The organism is Labilibaculum manganireducens, from assembly GCF_963665805.2.
GTDB lineage: Bacteria > Bacteroidota > Bacteroidia > Bacteroidales > Marinifilaceae > Labilibaculum > Labilibaculum manganireducens.
In genome coordinates, this window is sequence record NZ_CAXXEE010000003.1 from 64,776 (window position 1) to 83,586 (window position 18,811).

Annotated in this window: 15 protein-coding genes; 5 read left to right on the forward strand and 10 right to left on the reverse strand. The window is 36.4% G+C overall.

Annotation, left to right across the window (positions count from 1 at the left end; translation table 11 throughout):
* Positions 1 to 83: 83 nt before the first annotated feature.
* From infB to rimP, 3 genes are all read right to left on the reverse strand, one after another.
* A complete protein-coding gene (gene infB / locus ACHZAX_RS00315) occupies positions 84 to 3,101 on the reverse strand; it encodes a translation initiation factor IF-2 (RefSeq protein ID WP_320017625.1) in 3,018 nt (1,005 codons plus the stop codon).
* 61 nt (positions 3,102 to 3,162) lie between these two features.
* Positions 3,163 to 4,398 (reverse strand): transcription termination factor NusA, encoded by a 1,236-nt coding sequence (nusA, locus tag ACHZAX_RS00320; RefSeq protein WP_101309910.1) that lies wholly within the window; start codon positions 4,396 to 4,398, stop codon positions 3,163 to 3,165.
* 19 nt (positions 4,399 to 4,417) lie between these two features.
* Positions 4,418 to 4,882: a ribosome assembly cofactor RimP gene (gene rimP, locus ACHZAX_RS00325; RefSeq protein ID WP_320017626.1), complete on the reverse strand. Its 465-nt coding sequence runs from the start codon at positions 4,880 to 4,882 to the stop codon at positions 4,418 to 4,420.
* A gap of 355 nt (positions 4,883 to 5,237) precedes the next feature.
* Between rimP and ACHZAX_RS00330 the strand changes: the two genes are divergently transcribed.
* The 5 genes from ACHZAX_RS00330 to ACHZAX_RS00350 all read left to right on the forward strand — a co-directional run bounded on the left by ACHZAX_RS00330 (position 5,238) and on the right by ACHZAX_RS00350 (position 10,701).
* The gene (locus tag ACHZAX_RS00330; protein WP_320017627.1) at positions 5,238 to 6,491 is read left to right on the forward strand and encodes an HD domain-containing protein; all 1,254 of its coding nucleotides are present in this window, start codon (positions 5,238 to 5,240) and stop codon (positions 6,489 to 6,491) included.
* 240 nt (positions 6,492 to 6,731) lie between these two features.
* A complete protein-coding gene (gene lpxD / locus ACHZAX_RS00335) occupies positions 6,732 to 7,769 on the forward strand; it encodes a UDP-3-O-(3-hydroxymyristoyl)glucosamine N-acyltransferase (protein WP_101309908.1) in 1,038 nt (345 codons plus the stop codon).
* Positions 7,770 to 7,826: 57 nt separating this feature from the next.
* Positions 7,827 to 9,218, forward strand: coding sequence for a bifunctional UDP-3-O-[3-hydroxymyristoyl] N-acetylglucosamine deacetylase/3-hydroxyacyl-ACP dehydratase (locus ACHZAX_RS00340; protein ID WP_320017628.1), 1,392 nt, complete (start codon positions 7,827 to 7,829; stop codon positions 9,216 to 9,218).
* Positions 9,219 to 9,289: 71 nt separating this feature from the next.
* Complete coding sequence (gene lpxA, locus ACHZAX_RS00345; RefSeq protein ID WP_101309906.1) at positions 9,290 to 10,072, forward strand: acyl-ACP--UDP-N-acetylglucosamine O-acyltransferase; 783 nt, start codon at positions 9,290 to 9,292, stop codon at positions 10,070 to 10,072.
* 287 nt (positions 10,073 to 10,359) lie between these two features.
* Positions 10,360 to 10,701, forward strand: coding sequence for a transposase (locus ACHZAX_RS00350; protein ID WP_324292983.1), 342 nt, complete (start codon positions 10,360 to 10,362; stop codon positions 10,699 to 10,701).
* A 277-nt stretch (positions 10,702 to 10,978) separates the two neighbouring features.
* On the opposite strand, the gene thiL is transcribed toward ACHZAX_RS00350, so the two are convergent.
* The 7 genes from thiL to ACHZAX_RS00385 form a co-directional block, all read right to left on the reverse strand.
* Positions 10,979 to 12,025 carry a thiamine-phosphate kinase gene (thiL, locus tag ACHZAX_RS00355; protein WP_320017629.1) on the reverse strand — a complete coding sequence of 349 codons (1,047 nt, stop codon included), beginning with the start codon at positions 12,023 to 12,025 and terminating at the stop codon, positions 10,979 to 10,981.
* Positions 12,026 to 12,530: 505 nt separating this feature from the next.
* Positions 12,531 to 13,007, reverse strand: coding sequence for a hypothetical protein (locus tag ACHZAX_RS00360; protein WP_320017630.1), 477 nt, complete (start codon positions 13,005 to 13,007; stop codon positions 12,531 to 12,533).
* A 55-nt stretch (positions 13,008 to 13,062) separates the two neighbouring features.
* The gene (locus ACHZAX_RS00365) at positions 13,063 to 14,139 is read right to left on the reverse strand and encodes an efflux RND transporter periplasmic adaptor subunit (RefSeq protein ID WP_320017631.1); all 1,077 of its coding nucleotides are present in this window, start codon (positions 14,137 to 14,139) and stop codon (positions 13,063 to 13,065) included.
* Positions 14,140 to 14,145: 6 nt separating this feature from the next.
* Positions 14,146 to 15,396: an ABC transporter permease gene (locus tag ACHZAX_RS00370; RefSeq protein WP_320017632.1), complete on the reverse strand. Its 1,251-nt coding sequence runs from the start codon at positions 15,394 to 15,396 to the stop codon at positions 14,146 to 14,148.
* The gene (locus ACHZAX_RS00375) at positions 15,389 to 17,554 is read right to left on the reverse strand and encodes a peptidase domain-containing ABC transporter (RefSeq protein WP_320017633.1); all 2,166 of its coding nucleotides are present in this window, start codon (positions 17,552 to 17,554) and stop codon (positions 15,389 to 15,391) included. The genes ACHZAX_RS00370 and ACHZAX_RS00375 overlap by 8 nt, the downstream gene beginning before the upstream one ends.
* A complete protein-coding gene (locus ACHZAX_RS00380) occupies positions 17,544 to 18,080 on the reverse strand; it encodes a peroxiredoxin family protein (protein ID WP_320017634.1) in 537 nt (178 codons plus the stop codon). The genes ACHZAX_RS00375 and ACHZAX_RS00380 overlap by 11 nt, the downstream gene beginning before the upstream one ends.
* 2 nt (positions 18,081 to 18,082) lie before the next feature.
* Positions 18,083 to 18,805, reverse strand: coding sequence for a hypothetical protein (locus ACHZAX_RS00385; protein WP_320017635.1), 723 nt, complete (start codon positions 18,803 to 18,805; stop codon positions 18,083 to 18,085).
* Positions 18,806 to 18,811 lie beyond the last annotated feature (6 nt).

Consider the following 18,811-nt stretch of genomic DNA (forward strand, 5'->3'; position numbering starts at 1 on the left):
CTGACATTAAAACTAATTGCAAAGTAAGAACATAAAAAAAGCAGGCTGAACAGCCTGCTTTTTACTATTTATAGAATTGTATTTTACAATTTCTTTTTCACCTCTATTTCTTCAAATGCTTCTACCATATCGCCAACTTTAATGTCATTGTATTTGTCGATATTTAATCCACATTCGTAACCTTTCGCTACTTCTTTCACATCGTCTTTGAAACGTTTCAGAGAACCAAGTACTCCTGTGTAAACAACAATACCATCGCGAATTAATCGGATTCTAGAGTTACGGTTGATTTTTCCATCACGAACAAGACAACCTGCAATATTACCCACTTTGGTAATGTTAAATACCTCCACAACCTCAACAGTAGCAGTAATTTCTTCCTTAATTTCAGGAGAAAGCATACCTTCCATTGCTGATTTTAATTCATCAATTGCATCGTAGATAATCGAGTACAAACGGATATCAATTTCTTCCTTCTCAGCAAGTTTTCTTGCTCCAATAGAAGGTCTAACCTGGAATCCAACAATAATAGCATTAGAAGCTGTTGCAAGCAATACATCCGATTCGGAAATCTGACCAACTGCTTTGTGAATAACATTCACCTGAATTTCCTCAGTAGAAAGCTTGATTAATGAATCAGAAAGAGCTTCAATCGATCCATCCACATCACCTTTTACAATAACATTAAGCTCCTGGAAGTTTCCAATTGCAATACGACGGCCAATTTCATCAAGTGTAATGTGTTTCTGAGTACGAAGACCTTGCTCACGTTGCAATTGTTCACGTTTGTTAGCTATGGAACGCGCCTCTTTTTCACTTTCCATTACGTTGAAATTGTCACCAGCCTGCGGGGCTCCGTTCAAACCAAGAATTAAAGCTGGTTCTGAAGGACCAACCTTCTCTATTCTATTACCACGCTCATTGTACATTGCTTTTACGTGACCAGTGTAACTACCTGCCAATAGAACATCTCCAACTTTTAAGGTTCCTGCCTGTACTAATAATGTTGTAACATAACCTCTACCTTTATCTAATGATGATTCAATTACCGAACCAATAGCCCGTTTATTTGGATTTGCTTTAAGTTCCAGCATTTCTGCTTCTAAAAGAACTTTTTCCAGCAACTCTTCAATGTTAATACCATTTTTTGCTGAGATTTCCTGACACTGGTATTTACCACCCCAGTCCTCAACTAAATAGTTCATATTTGCTAATTCTCCTTTAATTCTTTCAGGGTCAGCACCAGGCTTATCAATCTTGTTAATTGCAAATACAATAGGAACTCCCGCTGCACTTGCGTGATTAATTGCCTCAATTGTTTGTGGCATTACGTTGTCGTCAGCCGCGATTATAATAATTGCAATATCTGTTACCTGAGCACCACGTGCACGCATTGCGGTAAATGCCTCGTGACCTGGAGTATCAAGGAAAGAAACTCTTCTTCCATCATCAAGCTTCACATTGTAAGCTCCAATGTGCTGCGTAATTCCCCCAGCTTCACCTGCAATTACATTCGCGTGACGAACGTAATCAAGTAGGGAGGTTTTACCATGATCAACGTGTCCCATAACAGTAACAATTGGAGCACGGGATAATAAATCTGCTTCTTCGTCAACTTCTTCTTCAATTGATTCCTGAAGTTCAACACTTACAAATTCAGCTTTAAAGTTAAATTCATCAGCAACAATGGCAATAGTTTCTGCATCTAATCGTTGATTGATAGACACAAATAAACCTAATCCCATACAAGTTGCAATAATATTGGTAACAGGAACGGCCATCATCGTTGCCAACTCATTAACTGTAACAAATTCAGTAAGCTTTAAAATATTTTTTTCAGCTTCAATTTGTTCTGCAATTTTTTCTCTTTTTGCACTTTCGCTGTCACGTTTATCTCTACGGTGTCTTGATCCTTTCGATTTACCTCCTTTTGATGTTAAACGGGCAAGAGTATCTTTAATCTGCTTTTGTACATCTTCTTCGCTAACCTCTTTTTTAACGACTCTTTTCTTCTTCAGTTTATTGAACTTAGCAGCACCAGCGCCTGTCCCTTTAAGTCTTACCTCAGTAGTTCCTGGTTTTCCTGGCTTTCCTTGTCCGGGATTAGCTAAATTTACTTTTTCAGTATCCTTTTTAATTCTTTTACGCTTCTTACGCTGATTGGCAGATACTTTATCTTTATTCCCCGCACTTGGCTTTTTCTCAACTGGAAGTTCAATCTTTCCAACTACAGTAGGGCCAGCTAGTCTTTGGGTAGAAGATTTAAAAATTTCTTCTTTTCCTGAGCCTGAATTTTCCTGAGCCTGAGGTTTTGAAGCAGGAGCTTTCTGTTTTTCCCTTCTTTCAACTTCTTTTTCAGCCTTGGTTTTTTTTGTTGGTCTGGTTTTTTGATTTAATGCAGATAAATCAATCATGCCAACCACTTTAAGCTCATCTTTTTTCTCCTCTTTAGGAGCTCGGGCTTTTTCCTCTTTTTTCGGGGTTTCCATTTTAACAGTTTGGTCATCAGAAACTGGATTTTTAGCAGGTTCAGATGTTTGTTCAGTAAGTTCTACTTTTGGAGGTGTAACTATTTTAACCACAGGTGTCTCTGCAGTCACATCCGCCTTAGGAGCTTCCTTCTTGGGAGCTTCAGACTGAACTGGCTTAATAGTTTTTTCTACCTTATCCGGATTCGTTTTTGCAACGACTTCCTGTTTTGTTTCCTGTGGTCGTTTTGCTTTAGGTTTTAATGCATCTAAATCAATTTTACCAACTATTTTAACAGGTTCCTTTTTAGCAATTACTTCTTCTGTTTTTTCAACAGATTTTTCTTTACTACGAGTTTCAGGCTCTGAATCTTCAGAAATTTTTTCAATTGAAACTGTTTCTTTTCTTTCGCGGGTACTTTTCAGATTTACCTTTTCAGATTCCTTTTTCAGATTTAAGTCAGAGCTATACTCTTTAGCGAGGATATTATAAGCCTCTTCTGAAACTTTGGTATTTGGATTGGAATCAATCGGAATGCCTTTTTTGTTCAGAAATTCAACAATTGTTGAAGTACCAACGTTTAGTTCTCTTGCTAATTTACTAAGTCTTATATTTTTATCGACTTTCACCATATTTAAAAGTTAACTGTTAAAATGTCCCGTTTCAAAAATTTACATCATGATTCTGAAGAATTTAATTATCGAACTCGGATTTAAGAATATTCAAAATCTCATTAATGGTCTCTATTTCAAGATCAGTTCTTTTTTCTAACTCCTCAGGAGATAAATCAAGAACGCTTCTCGCTGTATCACAACCAATTTTCTTTAACTCATCAATTATCCAGGCATCAATTTCATCCGTAAATTCTGATAAGTTTACATCTTCTTCAACTTCCTCCTCAGACTTCTCACGATATACATCAATTTCATATCCTGATAACTGACTTGCCAGTTTGATGTTTAAACCACCTTTACCAATAGCTAAGGAAACCTCTTCAGGATCCAGATAAACTTCAGCACGTTTGGTTTCTTCATTAAGTTTTACTGAGGAAACTTTCGCTGGGTTAAGAGCTCTTGTGATAAATAGCTGAGTGTTGGTTGTGTAGTTAATCACATCGATGTTTTCGTTACGTAATTCACGAACAATACCATGTATTCTCGATCCTTTCATACCTACACATGCTCCAACAGGATCAATTCTTTCATCGTATGATTCAACTGCAACCTTAGCTCTTTCACCTGGAATTCGAACAATATTTTTAATAGTGATTAAACCATCAAATATTTCCGGTACTTCCAGTTCAAATAATCTCTCAAGGAAAACAGGAGAAGTTCTTGAAACAACAATAAGAGGACTGTTATTTTTTACCTCAACACGAACAACTACCGCTCTAACTGTCTCTCCTTTACGGAAATAGTCAGAAGGGATTTGTTCTGTTTTCGGCAGAATTAATTCATTTTCTTCATCATCCAGAATAAGAATTTCTTTTTTCCAGATTTGATAAACTTCACCGGTAACAATTTCGCCAACCCGGTCTTTGTATAAGTTAAAGATATTGTCTTTCTCCAATTCTAAAATTCTCGCAGAAAGATTCTGACGTAAAGTTAAAATCGAACGTCGGCCAAAATCCATAAATTTCACTTCGTCAGTAACTTCTTCACCAACTTCGTAATCATCATCTATCTTTTTCGCTTCAGAAAGTGAGATCTGTAGGTTTTCATCTTCTACTTGTCCGTCTTCTACAATTTCTCTATTTCTCCAGATCTCTAAGTCACCTTTGTCTGGATTAATAATGATATCATAGTTTTCGTCGGTGCCATAATTTTTCAATAGAAGATTTCTGAAAACATCTTCTAACACGCTCATCATTGTAGCGCGGTCGATGCTTTTCAACTCCTTAAATTCTGAAAAAGTCTCAATAAGGTTCATGTATTCAGCTGTTTACCTGTTAAAAAGTAATAATATCTTTTGTTGATTTAATTTGATCTAAAGTGAAGAAGTAATTTTTCACAACAAGTTGCTTCTTCTTTTTTCCTTCAACCTTTTCCATTTCTTCAACTTCAATTTCTATTTCATTATCACCAACGGTGATCAGTTTTCCTGAGAATTTGATCCCCTCAGTTGTCAATACCTCAACATCTTTATTAATGTATTTGCGGTATTGTTTAAAAACCTGAAAGGGTTGACCGATTCCAGCTGAAGCAACTTGTAATTCAAAGTCTTCAACTTCACGATCAAAATGCCCTTCGATAGCTTTGCTTAGTTCGATACAAGTAATGATCGGTACTCCGTTATAGCTATCAATTACAACTGAAATGGCATTTCCAGATGAAACACTTACATCAACCAGAAACAGGTCGGTGTCAGCAATTTCATTTTCAATAATTTCAGTTATAGTTTTCTTATCAATCATATATCGGTTAATATCAATAAAATAGGGGACTTTTTGTCCCCTAAAGCTCACAATTTGTTTACTTTTCGATGCAAAATTAGAGATAAATGTTCTAAAAAACAAATGACATCCCTCTAAATTATTGTATTCTAATCGCTAATGAAAAATTATTCTCTTGAAAATGAGTTTTTTTAATGAAATTTGATCTCTTCCTTTGTTCAATTGAATGATTTTAACCCATTTGAACGATTTTACTTTATTTCAAGAAAGATATTTTTATTCACAAGCCAATTTTAATTGGGGTTTGAATAGTACTAAGATAGGCTTTTTTCGCTACTTTTTATACATTTGTTACCAGCCTATGATACAAAAGCGTATGAGTTTAAATACTGGGAGTAAGAAAAAAATAGTAAATGATCCGGTTCACGGATTTATTCATATCCCATCCGGGATATCGTACGATTTGGTTGAGCATTCTTTTTTTCAGCGTTTGAGAAGAATAAAACAGCTGGGGCTCTCCTACCTTGTTTTTCCGGGAACTTTTCATAACAGATTTCAGCACGCTTTGGGTGCCACTCATTTAATGAGTCTTGCAATAGAAACCATTCGATCGAAAGGGCACGTAATTACTCAGGAAGAGGAGGAAGGAGTATATGCGGCAATATTACTTCACGATATTGGACATGGGCCGTTTTCTCATGCATTAGAGTATAGTATTGTTGATGGCATAACTCACGAACAGATTTCTGAATTATTTATGAAACGTTTAAATCATCAATTTAAGGGTGAGTTGGATGTGGCCGTAAAAATATTCCGGAATGAATATCCAAAGCGTTTTTTGAATCAGTTGGTGTCGAGTCAGTTGGATATGGATCGTTTGGATTATTTACGGCGCGATAGTTTTTTTGCCGGTGTTACCGAAGGGGTGGTTGGATCGGCACGGATCATTAAAATGCTTGATGTTCGTAATGATCAGTTGGTAGTGGAGGCTAAAGGTATTTATTCAATTGAAAAATTTCTGATCGCCCGGCGTTTGATGTATTGGCAGGTGTATTTGCACAAAACAGTTATTGCTGCAGAAGAGATGTTGGTTCATATTTTGAAGAGAGCTAAATACCTTGCCGAAAAGGGAGATGAATTGTTTGCGACTCCGTCCTTAACCTACTTTTTGTATAACAAAGTAGGTAAGATGGAGTTTGAAAATCCGAATGTTGTTTGTAATGGTCGAAATGCCTTGGAGATGTTTGCCGACCTTGATGATGACGATATCATGGTTAGCATTAAGGTTTGGGCTGACCACAGCGATAAAGTTCTTGCTTATTTGTGTAAATGCATACGCGATCGGCAATTGTTTAAAATTGAGATTCAAAAAACGACCTTCACTAAAGAATATATTGATCAAGTGAAAAAACGGGTGGGGCGTTATTTTGGATGTTCAGATCATGCCCTCGAATTTATGGTGATTTCAAATTCGATCAGCAATAATGCATATAGCTCGGATGATGATCAAATAAATATTTTATATAAGGATGGCACGCAGTGCGATATAGGAGAGGCTTCGGATATGCTGGATGCTTCTGTCTTGTCTAAAACAGTAAAAAAATATTACCTCTGTTATCCTAAAATTTAAGAGTCATTTGTGTGATTTACCAGCTCTTAAGAAGTGATTTCAATTTCATTTTCAAGAATACTTTTTCTATAGATAAAGCAGGCAATAGGAGAAAAAATTTCATGCGCATGAAATAATTATTAGATTTGCAGAAATTTTTTTCTTATAAATCAGCTATATTGGATGATTTGTGCTTGGTGTTTGTATTGTGAATACCGGATATAATGAATCATTTTTTTGATCTGATAAAAAATAGAACGAATGGAATTTACAGCAGAAGATATTGCAGAGTTTCTTAACGGAGAGGTAGATGGGAACGCTAAGGTTAAAGTTACCAATGTTTCCAGAATTGAAGAAGGGAAGCCTGGAACTCTTTCATTTTTAGCAAATCCTAAATACGAGCACTATATATACTCTACACAGTCATCAATTGTTTTGGTAAACAAGGATTTTGAGACTGAAAAGGAGATTGAGACAACACTTATTCGTGTCGATGATGCTTATCAGGCATTGGCTCAGTTGTTGGAAATGTATGAGCAAAGCAAACCTCAGAAAACAGGAATTGAAGAGCCTTCTTTCGTGAGCAAGTCATCGAAATTGGGTGAGAAGATTTATATTGGTGCCTTTGCATATATAGGTAGTAATGTTCAGATTGGAAATAATGTAAAAATTTATCCTCACTGCTATGTGGGTGATAATGTGACTATTGGTGACAATACCATATTAAACTCAGGAGTTAAAATTTACGAAGGATGTAAGATTGGTGCTGAATGCATTTTTCACTCCGGTGTTGTAATTGGCGGTGACGGATTTGGTTTTGCCCCTTCATCGGCAAACGACTACAAAAAAGTTCCTCAGGTAGGTAATGTGCTTATCGAAGATCATGTTGAGATTGGTGCAAATACATGTGTTGATCGTGCTACTATGGGATCAACAATCATCCGTAAAGGAGTGAAGCTGGATAACCTGATTCAGGTTGCTCACAATGTAGAAATAGATGAAAATACAGTGATTGCCTCTCAAACCGGTATTGCAGGAAGCGCAAAGATTGGTAAAAATTGTATGATAGGTGGCCAGGTGGGAATCGTAGGTCATTTATCGATTGCAGATGAAGTGAAAATTGCTGCTCAATCTGGTATTGGCCGTACGGTTAAGAAAGAAGGAACTGTATTGCAAGGTTCACCGGCTTTCGATTTTGGGCCTTATCAAAAATCATATGTGCTGTTTAAGAATTTGCCAAAAATGAGAGAGCAAATTATTGAACTGGAAAAGGAAATAAAAAGATTAAAGGAAGAGTAAAGGAAAGTTTTACTTTCAATTAGTTAACCTGGGATTTAAAAATATTGATGTCAAGTTATGGCAGATAAACAAAGAACATTAGCAAAAGAATTTACTCTTACAGGAAAAGGACTTCATACAGGACTGGAAGTCTCTATAAAGTTTCTGCCTGCATCCGAAAATCACGGATATCAATTTAAACGGGTAGATTTAGAAGGTCAGCCTGTTATAGAAGCAAGTGCCGAGTATGTTGGTGATACTTCGAGAGGAACTGTATTGGAAAAAGGAGAATGCAAAGTTCAAACTATTGAGCATGCATTATCAGCTTTGTACGGATTAGGCATTGATAATTGCCTGATTGAGATGAATTCTACTGAGCCTCCAATTTTAGATGGGAGTGCGAAATTTTATGTTGAAGGAATTGAAAATGCCGGTATTGCAGAGCAGGATGCAATTCGTGAGTATTACGTGCCAAAAGAGAAGATAACTTATAGGGATGAAGCACGTGGTTCTGAAATTACGATTCTGCCTGACGATGAATATAGTGTGGATACAATGATTTCATTCAACTCTAAAGTGTTGAGAAATCAGTATGCCCGCTTAAGTTCATTAAAAGATTATAAAGAGGAAATCTCGATGTGCCGTACGTTTGTATTTGTACGGGAACTGGAATTTCTGTTAAACCACAATTTAGTTAAGGGCGGAGATTTGGATAATGCCATTGTTATAATGGACCAAATGATGGAACAGAAAGAGTTAGATCGTATTGCTGATTTATTCGACCATCAGTATGTTGAGGTAAAGGAAGGAATTTTAAGTAATTTAGAACTTTATTTCGATAACGAGTGTGCACGTCACAAACTATTGGATGTGATTGGCGACCTTGCTCTCTGCGGTAAGTTTATTAAGGGAAAGGTTATTGCAACCTGTCCTGGTCACGGACCGAACACCGAAATGGCAAAATTATTAATCAAACGAATTAAGAAAGAAATGGGAAAAGATTCAGTTCCGGCTTATGATCCAAACAAAGAGCCTGTATTAGACATTAATGGCGTAATGGGTTTGTTGCCTCACCGTCCTCCATTCTTGTTGGTTGACAAAATTATTGATATTCAGGATGACAGTATTGTGGGGGTGAAGAATGTGTCTATGAACGAGCCGTTTTTTGTTGGCCATTTTCCGGGAGAACCGGTAATGCCAGGTGTTCTTATGGTGGAGGCTATGGCTCAATGTGGAGGTATTTTAGTACTTAACCAGGTCGAAGATCCTGAAAACTATTCTACTTATTTCCTGACTCAAAACAATATCAAGTTTAGAAAAAAAGTAGTTCCCGGTGATACTTTAATTTTTAAATTGTCATTTTTATCTCCTATTCGTAGGGGAATTGCTAACATGCGCGGTTTAGCTTTTGTTGGTGATACTATTGTTGCCGAAGGTGAGTTTATGGCTCAAATCGCAAAGAAAAAATAATTAATTAGTAACTACTGCTACGCAACAACTTCTTGAAACGGGAGTTTTGCATAAAACGAAATATAAAAAAAATGAAGCAACCGTTAGCATATGTACATCCTGAGGCTAAGATCGCTGATAATGTAGTGATTGAGCCCTTTGTTACTATTGACAAAAATGTTGTAATTGAAGAAGGAACCCGTATTGGCTCGAATGCCACAATCATGGAGGGAACCCATATTGGTAAAAATTGTGTGGTATTTCCGGGAGCCGTTATTGGTGCTGTTCCGCAGGATTTAAAATTTCGTGGCGAAAAAACAACTGTTGAAATTGGCGACAACACCACCATTCGTGAGTGTGTTACCATTAACAGAGGGACTGTAGCCAAAGGGAAAACCATCATTGGAAGCAACTGTTTGTTGATGGCCTATGTGCATGTAGCGCACGATTGTATTATTGGTAATAATTGTATCATTGGTAATGCAACTCAAATTGCCGGTGAGGTAATTATCGATGATTTCGCTATTCTTAGCGGACTGGTTGCTGTTCATCAGTTCGTTCACATTGGTTCACACGTAATGATTTCAGGTGGATCTTTGGTTCGTAAAGATGTTCCTCCCTTCGTAAAAGCTGGTCGCGAACCGGTTTCCTACATTGGTGTGAATTCAATTGGTTTGCGTCGTCGTGAATTCGGGAATGAAAAAATCCGTGAAATTCAGGATGTGTACCGTTACCTGTACCAAAAAGGAATGAATAACTTTAATGCACTGGAAGCTATCGAGGCCGAGATGCCTGCTTCTCCTGAGCGTGATGACATTATCTTATTTGTAAAGAATTCGAAACGTGGAATTATGAGAGGATATTTTCCTGAGTAATCCCGATAGATTTATCTGGCGGAATTATATCATTTTTATTCTGAGTAATCCCGATAGATATTAGATATAAAAAAGTGAGACTTTCAGTTGAGAGTCTCACTTTTTTGTTTTTAAATGGTTGTAGTGGTGATTAATATTAAATGATATTGTTAACTTAAGTGCGATTTAGCGCCACAAAGTGGCAATTTATTTCAGCCCAAAGCAATGCTTTGGGTTGGTAAATATATAGAGTAATTAAACGCCCTGAAAGGGCAGATTTATATTTTATGGCACAATCATGATCCAAACTGTTTGTTCACATTATTTTTCATGTGAAGAATAATACTACTAAAATAAGCAAGGAAAACCGAGCAGAATTGTATGCATATATTGGTGCCATTATAACGGATAACGATTCAATTCCGATAATAATTAATGGAGTCGAAGATCATGTACATATATTGTGTATAATGTCCAAGAATATTGCACTTGCAAAGTTGGTTGAAGAGATCAAGAGGCATAGTAGTCGTTGGATCAAGACAAAGGGAGCTAACTACTCAAGATTTGCCTGGCAAGGAGGCTATGTTGGCTTTTCTGTTAGTTCTTCTGTGCACGATAAAACGAAACAGTATATTGAAAATCAGGAATAACATCATCTAAAACTGACATTTAGAGATGAATATCTTCTATTTTTAAAAGAGTATGGAATTGAATATAATGAAGAATATTTGTGGAGAGATTAATAGTGAGTACTGATATAACATGCCTGATCGTGCTGGCTTAATGTCCATATGTATTTGAAGAGGTTTTGAGTGTTAAGTAGGTATAAATTGCCCTTTCAGGGCGTATTTCAGCAAGCATAAAAATACCCGGGGAAATATCCCCGGGCTGAATTAATTGGGCTTTCAGCCCGAATATTTAAAGCTTTTACTCTTCTTTAATTGGATTCCAGCCCTGAGCCTGCAATTCAATTTCCACACCATCGCGCGTCACCAAATATTTTCCTTTCGAGATATCGGTGATGTGACCAATTATTTTCACATCCTCTATTTTTTCAATCGCATCGAATTGATCCAAAGGAACAGTAAACAGCAGCTCGTAATCTTCACCTCCGTTTAACGAAAAAGTACTGTAGTTCATGTTCAGCTCCTCGGCCATTTTGTGTGTTTCGTAGTCAACAGGAATTTTTTCTTCGTAAATCTGGCAGCCAACTTTCGATTCCTCGCAGATGTGCATAATATCCGATGACAATCCGTCCGAAATATCAATCATCGAACTAGGAACAATATTTGCTTCCTGCAAACGCTCATAAATGTCTTTTCGGGCTTCAGGCTTCAACTGACGCTCTAAGATGTAATCATGCCCCGTTAAGTCAGGTTGCATGTCTGGATTGCTTTCGTAAACACGTTTTTCGCGCTCCAACAGCTGTAATCCGGCAAAGGCCGCCCCTAAATTTCCGCTTACGCAGATTAAATCATTCTCTTTTGCTCCGCTGCGGTAAGCCAGTTGCTCAGCATCAGCTTCGCCAATTGCAGTTACCGAAATGCACAATCCGGTTAAAGAGGATGTGGTATCGCCACCCACCAAATCGACATTGTAATTTTCGCAGGCCAAATTGATTCCTTCGTAAAGCTCCTCGATAGCTTCCAGGGTGAATCGTTTCGAGATGGCAATAGAAACAGTTACCTGCTTTGGCAAAGCATTCATGGCATAAATATCCGAAACATTCACGGCAATACATTTGTAGCCTAAATGTTTAAGCGGCGTGTACATTAAATCGAAATGGATACCTTCCAGCAGTAAATCGGTGGTAACAACAGTTTTTTTATTCTGATAATCCAAAACAGCAGCATCATCGCCCACACCCACATTGGTGCTTGCGTGTTTTAGTTTTATATTTTTGGTAAGGTGTTTAATCAATCCGAATTCGCCCAATGTGGCAATATCGGTTCCTTTGGCATTGTTTTCCTGCATAGTCTCCTTAATTATTGATATTTGCCTGCAAAGATAGCTAAAAATTGGAAATAGAATTGAGTGGAGATGGGAGGGGTTTTAGGATTCTGTCAGGTATTGAGAGTGTTAACAATAATTTTTTAGGTTCCAAATTAAAACTTTTAGGTTCAATTGTGGTGCGAACCACGATTCCTGTCAAACTTTTTGACCGGAAGTGTGTCTCGATACTCGATTTTCGAGGGTGGAACCACACTTTGTGTTAAATTTTTTAATCGCAACCGTATCTCGATACTCGATTTTCGTGCTTCGATACTCGATTGAACCTAAAAAAGGCAGTATGTGCAAGGGTGGGGTAAAAAGAAAAGAGGCAATCCAAAAAGGAAGAATTCGAATCGGCTTGTCATGTTGAGCGAAGTCGAAACATCTGTCTCCCAATGCAGCAGATTCTTCGACAAGCTCAGAATGACAATTAAAGCGGAACTTTTGTTTGATTCCGCTTTTTTAAATTCAAATAATTGAAGGGTATTTATTCTTCCTCCTTTGATCCATTCTTATGGTTGGGGAAGAATTGCTTCAGCTCATCATACAAAGGCATTGCTTCCTGATCGTGTTCGCTGGCAAAGTAGCGAACCGAACGGTAATAGGCCATTGCATCCTGATAGTTGTCGTTATCCAGCAGGATTTTGGTGTCGCTTAATTTTTGTTGAATCTGACCCACTTTTCGCAGCATCTCTTCAATCACCTCTCTGGCTCTAAAATCCCGGTCAAACTCATCCATACTTACAAAGTTGGGTATGTATTTAGGGTTTTCCTGCATAATTACTTTGGCTTTGTTCACCAGTAATTTATTGGTTTCGTTAATAGAACCAAAGGTAGAGCGTTGCTCGGGAGTTAAACCGGGTGCATTTTGGTTGGCAGAAACCAGCAGAGCATCTAAATGGGCATTGTTCTCGGTCAATTCTTCTGCTGTAAATGTGACCTGGATTAAATCGTTGTTTTTCATGTTGGGTTGTTTTTAAATTATTAAAAATATGGTTTGCAAGCAGGGCTTGCATGGGTTAATTTTTCTGAACAACTACTTTGTCTTTCAAACTTATTCCTTCTGTGATTTCAATTCGTAAACCATCGGAAAGGCCTGTTTTAACTAATTTCTTTTGTTTATTGTAACTTTTATCAAGTAATTCAACAAATACGCTATCATTTCTGAAGATTAGGTTGCGCTCTTTAATGGTTAATACACTATCTCTGCTGTCAAGAATCATTTCAGCAACAGCTGAGAAACCAGGATAAAGTATAAGGTGCGATTCATTTTTCACTTTGGCCTCGATATCAAATTTCATAATACCGTTTTCTTCTTTGGCTTTTGGTGTAATATGACTAAGTTCAGCCTGAAGTTTTTTGTCTTTTAATGCGCTGATTCCAATATTGAACAACATTCCATTTTTCAGATAGGCCACATCCGATTCGCTTACTTTGGCTTTGAATATTAGTGTTTGCAAATTGGCAATACTTGCCAGGCTGCTTCCTTCGTTGTAGTTGTTTCGTTCGGTAATACTTGCTCCTTCTTTTAAGGGAATTTCGAGTACTGTTCCTGATACGGTTGATCGAATAAAGTTTGGAATGTTTTGCTGTTCTTTGGTATATCCTTTTTCAATAATTTCCAATTGTTTTTTTGCTGATTCCAGTTCTTCTTTACTAAGAAGATACGCTTCCTTATACTTGTCAAATTCCTGTTCGGCAACTACTTTTTTTGCGTACAGATTTTCGTACTGTATGTACTCTTTTTTGCACTTGTTAAAATTGATCTGACAGGTAGATACTGTTTTCGATGCAGTCTCAATATTTTGCGGGTTGGGAAGAATACTAACTTCGGCAATTAAGTCACCACTTTGGATTGTATCGCCGGCTTTTACATATATTCTTTTCAGTATTCCGGATATTTGAGATTTAATTTCAACCTCTTTTTCTGGAATAAGAATTCCAGAAACATACTGTCGTAGTTCCAGGTTCTTAATTATTGGTTTTTCGGCAGCAATGTATTTGTTTTTTGTATCAGAAAAATTTAGGAGTAAAAATCCTCCAATGATCATTAATATTAGTATGCTGATGGTAATATTTGCTTTGTTTTTCATCATAAATAGTTATTGGTTGTCAGAGTTTAGTGCCTTTATTGGCATAACCGATGCGGCTTTTCGAGCTGGGTACAGGCCTGCGAAAGCTCCGGCAAGTATTAGTAAAATTAATGCGCCCAGAGCAATGGGAATATTGATCTCAAGACCTTTAAAAACTGAATTTTTATCCATTATCATTGAGCCCAATGATGCATTTATTAGAAACACTACAACGGAAGCGCTTATTAGTCCGGAGATTCCAGCAAGTAGTGTGACTACAATTGATTCATTTAGAATCATAAAAAGGATGCTTTTGGGTGGAGCTCCTATAGCTTTTCGAATGCCTATCTCTTGAGTTCTTTCTTTTACTACCACTAACATGATATTGCTGACACCTATGATTCCGCTTAGCAGCATACAAATGCCTACAAGCCACAGGAATAGTTTAATCGATTTAAAAAGACTATTAAATGTTTTTACTTCAGCCTGAAGATTCTCAATGTAAATAGCATTTTTATCGTCTTTGTGAAATTTGTATTTCTGGGAAAGATAAGTTATAAATCCCTCTTCAAATTTTAAAGGAGGAGTGTCTTTCGCCAACGCAATCGCAAAACAGTTTACGTTCTCACCGTAATTAAATTGATCTTTTAGCGTTTGGTAAGGTAGGTATATGTATTCCTGATTGTCGGAGAAGAGTGATTTTTCAGCCAATATGCCTACTATTTGCAGCCATACTCCATCAAGGGAGATGAATTCACCAATAGCTTCTTCTTTACCAAATAATCCTTTGGCGATTTGTTGTCCTACAACAGCTACCTTGGCATGAGTTAATTCATCGTTGGGGTTTAATAAGCGTCCCTTCTCTACTTTAAATGTTTTAATGTTAAAGTAGGAGCTCTTTATGCCAAAACATTTGAACCTCTGGTAAGATTTATGTTTGCTGTGTAATTTTTTACCAGAATATGTTACTTCCGGTGATATTTCTTTTATTTCGGGATACCTTTTGGAGAACATATATAGTTCATGCTCCTTAAAACTAATTGTTCTGCCAGACCTTTGTCCTGGCTTCGACATGCTGGTTTCTCCGCCATATATCCATAAGCTGTTTTGTGTGTAATCCTGAAATAGTATCATTATTCCTTTTTGCAGGCCATTTCCGGCCCCCACTAACAAAACCAGTATAAAGATTCCCCAGGCGACACCAAAACCGGTTAATAAATTTCGGTTTTTATGTTGCTTTAGAGAGTCCCATATTTCTTCAAACTGATAAAAACTAGGCATAGAGTAAATCCTTCCAATAGTTACTGTATAAATTGTTTCCGCTTAGTAATTGATCATGATTTCCATTGGCCTTTATTTTACCGTTTTCCATCACGAGAATATTTCCGTCGAATGATTTTAGGATGTGTAAGCGATGAGTAATGAATAGTATTGTGATCTTTCCCTTAAAACTTTTGAGTAAGTTGAGTACAAAGTTTTCAGTGTTTCTATCCATGGCTGATGTTGCCTCGTCGAGTATCAGAATTTGTGGGTTTCGATACAAAGCTCTTGCAATCGCAAGTATTTGTTTTTCTCCACCAGAAAGATTAATGCCTTCTTCTCCAACCAATGTGTGATAGGAATAATGTAGTTTGGCAAAGAACTGGTCTAATTGAAGTTCTTTGCAAAAATCAATAATCTGATCTTCCTGTTCTGTTCCGTTTTCCATACAGATATTATCGAGAACAGAACCATTAAAAATTTTTATTTGTTGTGGAACTACTCCTATAATATTTCTCCAGCTTACAGTACTGATCGTTTTTAGTTCATTCCCATTAATTGTAATAGATCCGGAATAGTTCGAATAGAATTTCATTAGTATTTGCAGTAAGCTGCTTTTACCACATCCATTTTCTCCTAGTATTGATGTTATGCTGCCCTGTTGAATTGAAAATGAAATATCTTCCAATAAAGCGCTTTGACCGGGGTAAGAAAAATTTAAGCCATTTATATCTAATTGCTTAAATTTTAAATCTGTGTATTCCTCCTTCGGAACGGTTTCCTTTTCTTCTTCGGTAAATTCGAACATGCGTTCCAAGGCAACTTTAGCCTCTTGTATGTTGATGTTTGCCAAAACCAGTTTTTCAACTGATTGAATAAGGATACCTACAATTGTTAAAGATGCAATTAGTTCTCCCAATTGAATTTTTTGTTCCATATATAGAAAGGAGCCAAAGGCAATCGTTACTAGTAAACAAATTGTATTGATTGTGTCGTTGGATAAGTCAAATCGTAAAGCAAGGGTTTTAAAAGAATAAATACTTTTCTGATACCTGTTGTAAGTTTGTCGTGTCTTTGAGTGGAAATATTCTTCTTTTTGATGTGTTTTTATCGTATGAATGCCATTAATGGTTTCGATATAGTTTGATTCGTTTATTGCATGTTGGTGCATAACCGACTTTTGTTTTTGCTTTATTGGTTGTAAATAGATTAGAAGCAGCAGTATAAGAAGAGGAATTATAGCCAAAGCAAACAAGGCTGTTTCTTTATTGTAATAGAATAAAAAGCCAAAAGAAACGAGCAAGAGCAGTGCGTCTATGGTCGCTTGTCCAAAAACATATTGTACCGCTGATTGAATTCGTTGACTGTCATTCATCCGGGCAATCATATCTCCTTGTTTTTTGCTGTCGAAAAATGTTTTTGGAAGAAATAATAGTTTGCTTAAAAAATAGGTAATAACACGTTGATTGAATTGGAAGGCCTGACGGGTCATTAATAATTCTCTGATGTAGCTAAATAGATTGTTTAAAAGTAAGAGAACTCCCCAGCTGCAAATGGCTTTAATAAGAAGATTAAAATCTTTTTTTGGTAGAATATCGTCAACGAGTTGTTGCGTGAATACAGCAGTTGCCAGTCCCAAAAAAGCAAGGATTAATCCCAGAAATATAGCGGAAACGAACAGGGGTTGATCGTCAATCAGGTTTTCTTTTAACCATTGGTAACTTTTATCTGAGATTAATCCTGTCTCTTTATAATCAGAATTAGGTGCAGCATCTAACAGATAACCTGATTGCCAAATGTTTTCAAGCTCTTTCTCGGTATATCTTTTAACTCCGTGAGCAGGATCGCCGATTGTAAATTTATCTTTTGAAAACTGAAAGCATACCATGTAGTGCTCAAAATTACCTTCCAAATTAACATGTAGAATTACAGGGTGTTTTAGTTTTTTTAGTTCTGTAATATCTCCTTGTAAACCTTCGGCATTAAAATTATTTTGCATGGCAGATTGATACAAACCAAGCAGACTCGTTCCTTTATTATTTGTTCCACTTTCTCTGCGAAGTTTTTCCAGAGAAATATCACTTCCATAATATCTGATAATACTTTTTAAGCAGGCTACTCCGCAATCTTTTTCATCGTGTTGCAGTACAATAGCTTTTTTTATTCGTTTATCTATCATTTGCTGCTCGAGTATATTTTATAAGGGTTTTTGCACTTACACCCTCTTCAATCTTTTTTAGGAGATGAAATTGAGTGTCGAAAATAAAAATGGATGGGAGTTTGTGTGTGCCAAACAGTTCTTCAAATTTATCTTTCTTGTATTGCAGAAATTGCAAATTAGGAAAGTCATTCAATTGATGTTTTTCGGAAAATTGGGTAATGCTTTTTTTACTGTGATTTGAGACAAATAATATTTGAGAATTCTCAAATTCAGAATAGTAATTGAAAATTATTTTTGCTTCCTGATCGCAAAAACTGCAAGTAGGGCTAAAATGAATTATTAAAACACTTTTACCTGTTTCCAAGTCAAGGTTTGAAATAGATCTGTTTTCGGTATTATCAAATTCAAATTCTGGTATTTCTTTCAATTCTACAATTGTTTTTTCGGGCATGCCTGCTTTTACTTTTGATGCTTTCCGAATTGTTAAAAAAAGCATTAAAACCATAATAGAGACTATACTGATGCCTGCTGTTATTTTTCTCATAACTAAAGAGCTGTATAAGCCATTACACTCTCGTACAGTGCAAAGCCACAAATAAAAGGGATGAAAATATTTAAAGCCAACTTTTTGTAGGAGAGATTGGTGCTTAATTTGAGGAATAGAGGAATAAGGAGAATATAGGCCAACAGGTACAAATTTAAATCTCTAAAAATATCATAAAGAATAGATTCCTTGTCGCTAAATCCAATTGCATCTTTTAGCGAGAAGGCAATTCGATCATTTATATGCTGTATATCTTCATATTGATAGTTCGATTTAAATATGAGAAAATAAATAGCTTTAAAAATACTGTCTAAGAAAAATATCAAATATGCAAGAATGGATGATTTAAAAACAGTTGAGAATTTAATGTGTTTTAACTGCTCTGTAAACTGAAAGCTTATAAAGATTAAAGCGGCTAAGCCGATACAAACTATAATGAAAGGTGCCAAAATCATAACTGAATCCATAAGAAGAAAATCCCATCCATAGGCATCATCCTCTTCTGGTAGGTCAACTCCCTTTAAGTCTTCTTCAAAATCCGCAATGTATTGGTCATATTCATCATTGTATTTCTGATCCTCCTTTTGAGCCAAGTATTCGTACCAAACTTTGTCATTGATTACAAAATCAGTATTTAATAACTGCAGGCAAAATGCAAAAGTGAAGAAAAATAAGATAAGTAAACCACTGTTTACGTTTAGTATGGCTTTAATAAACTTTTTCATATAAAT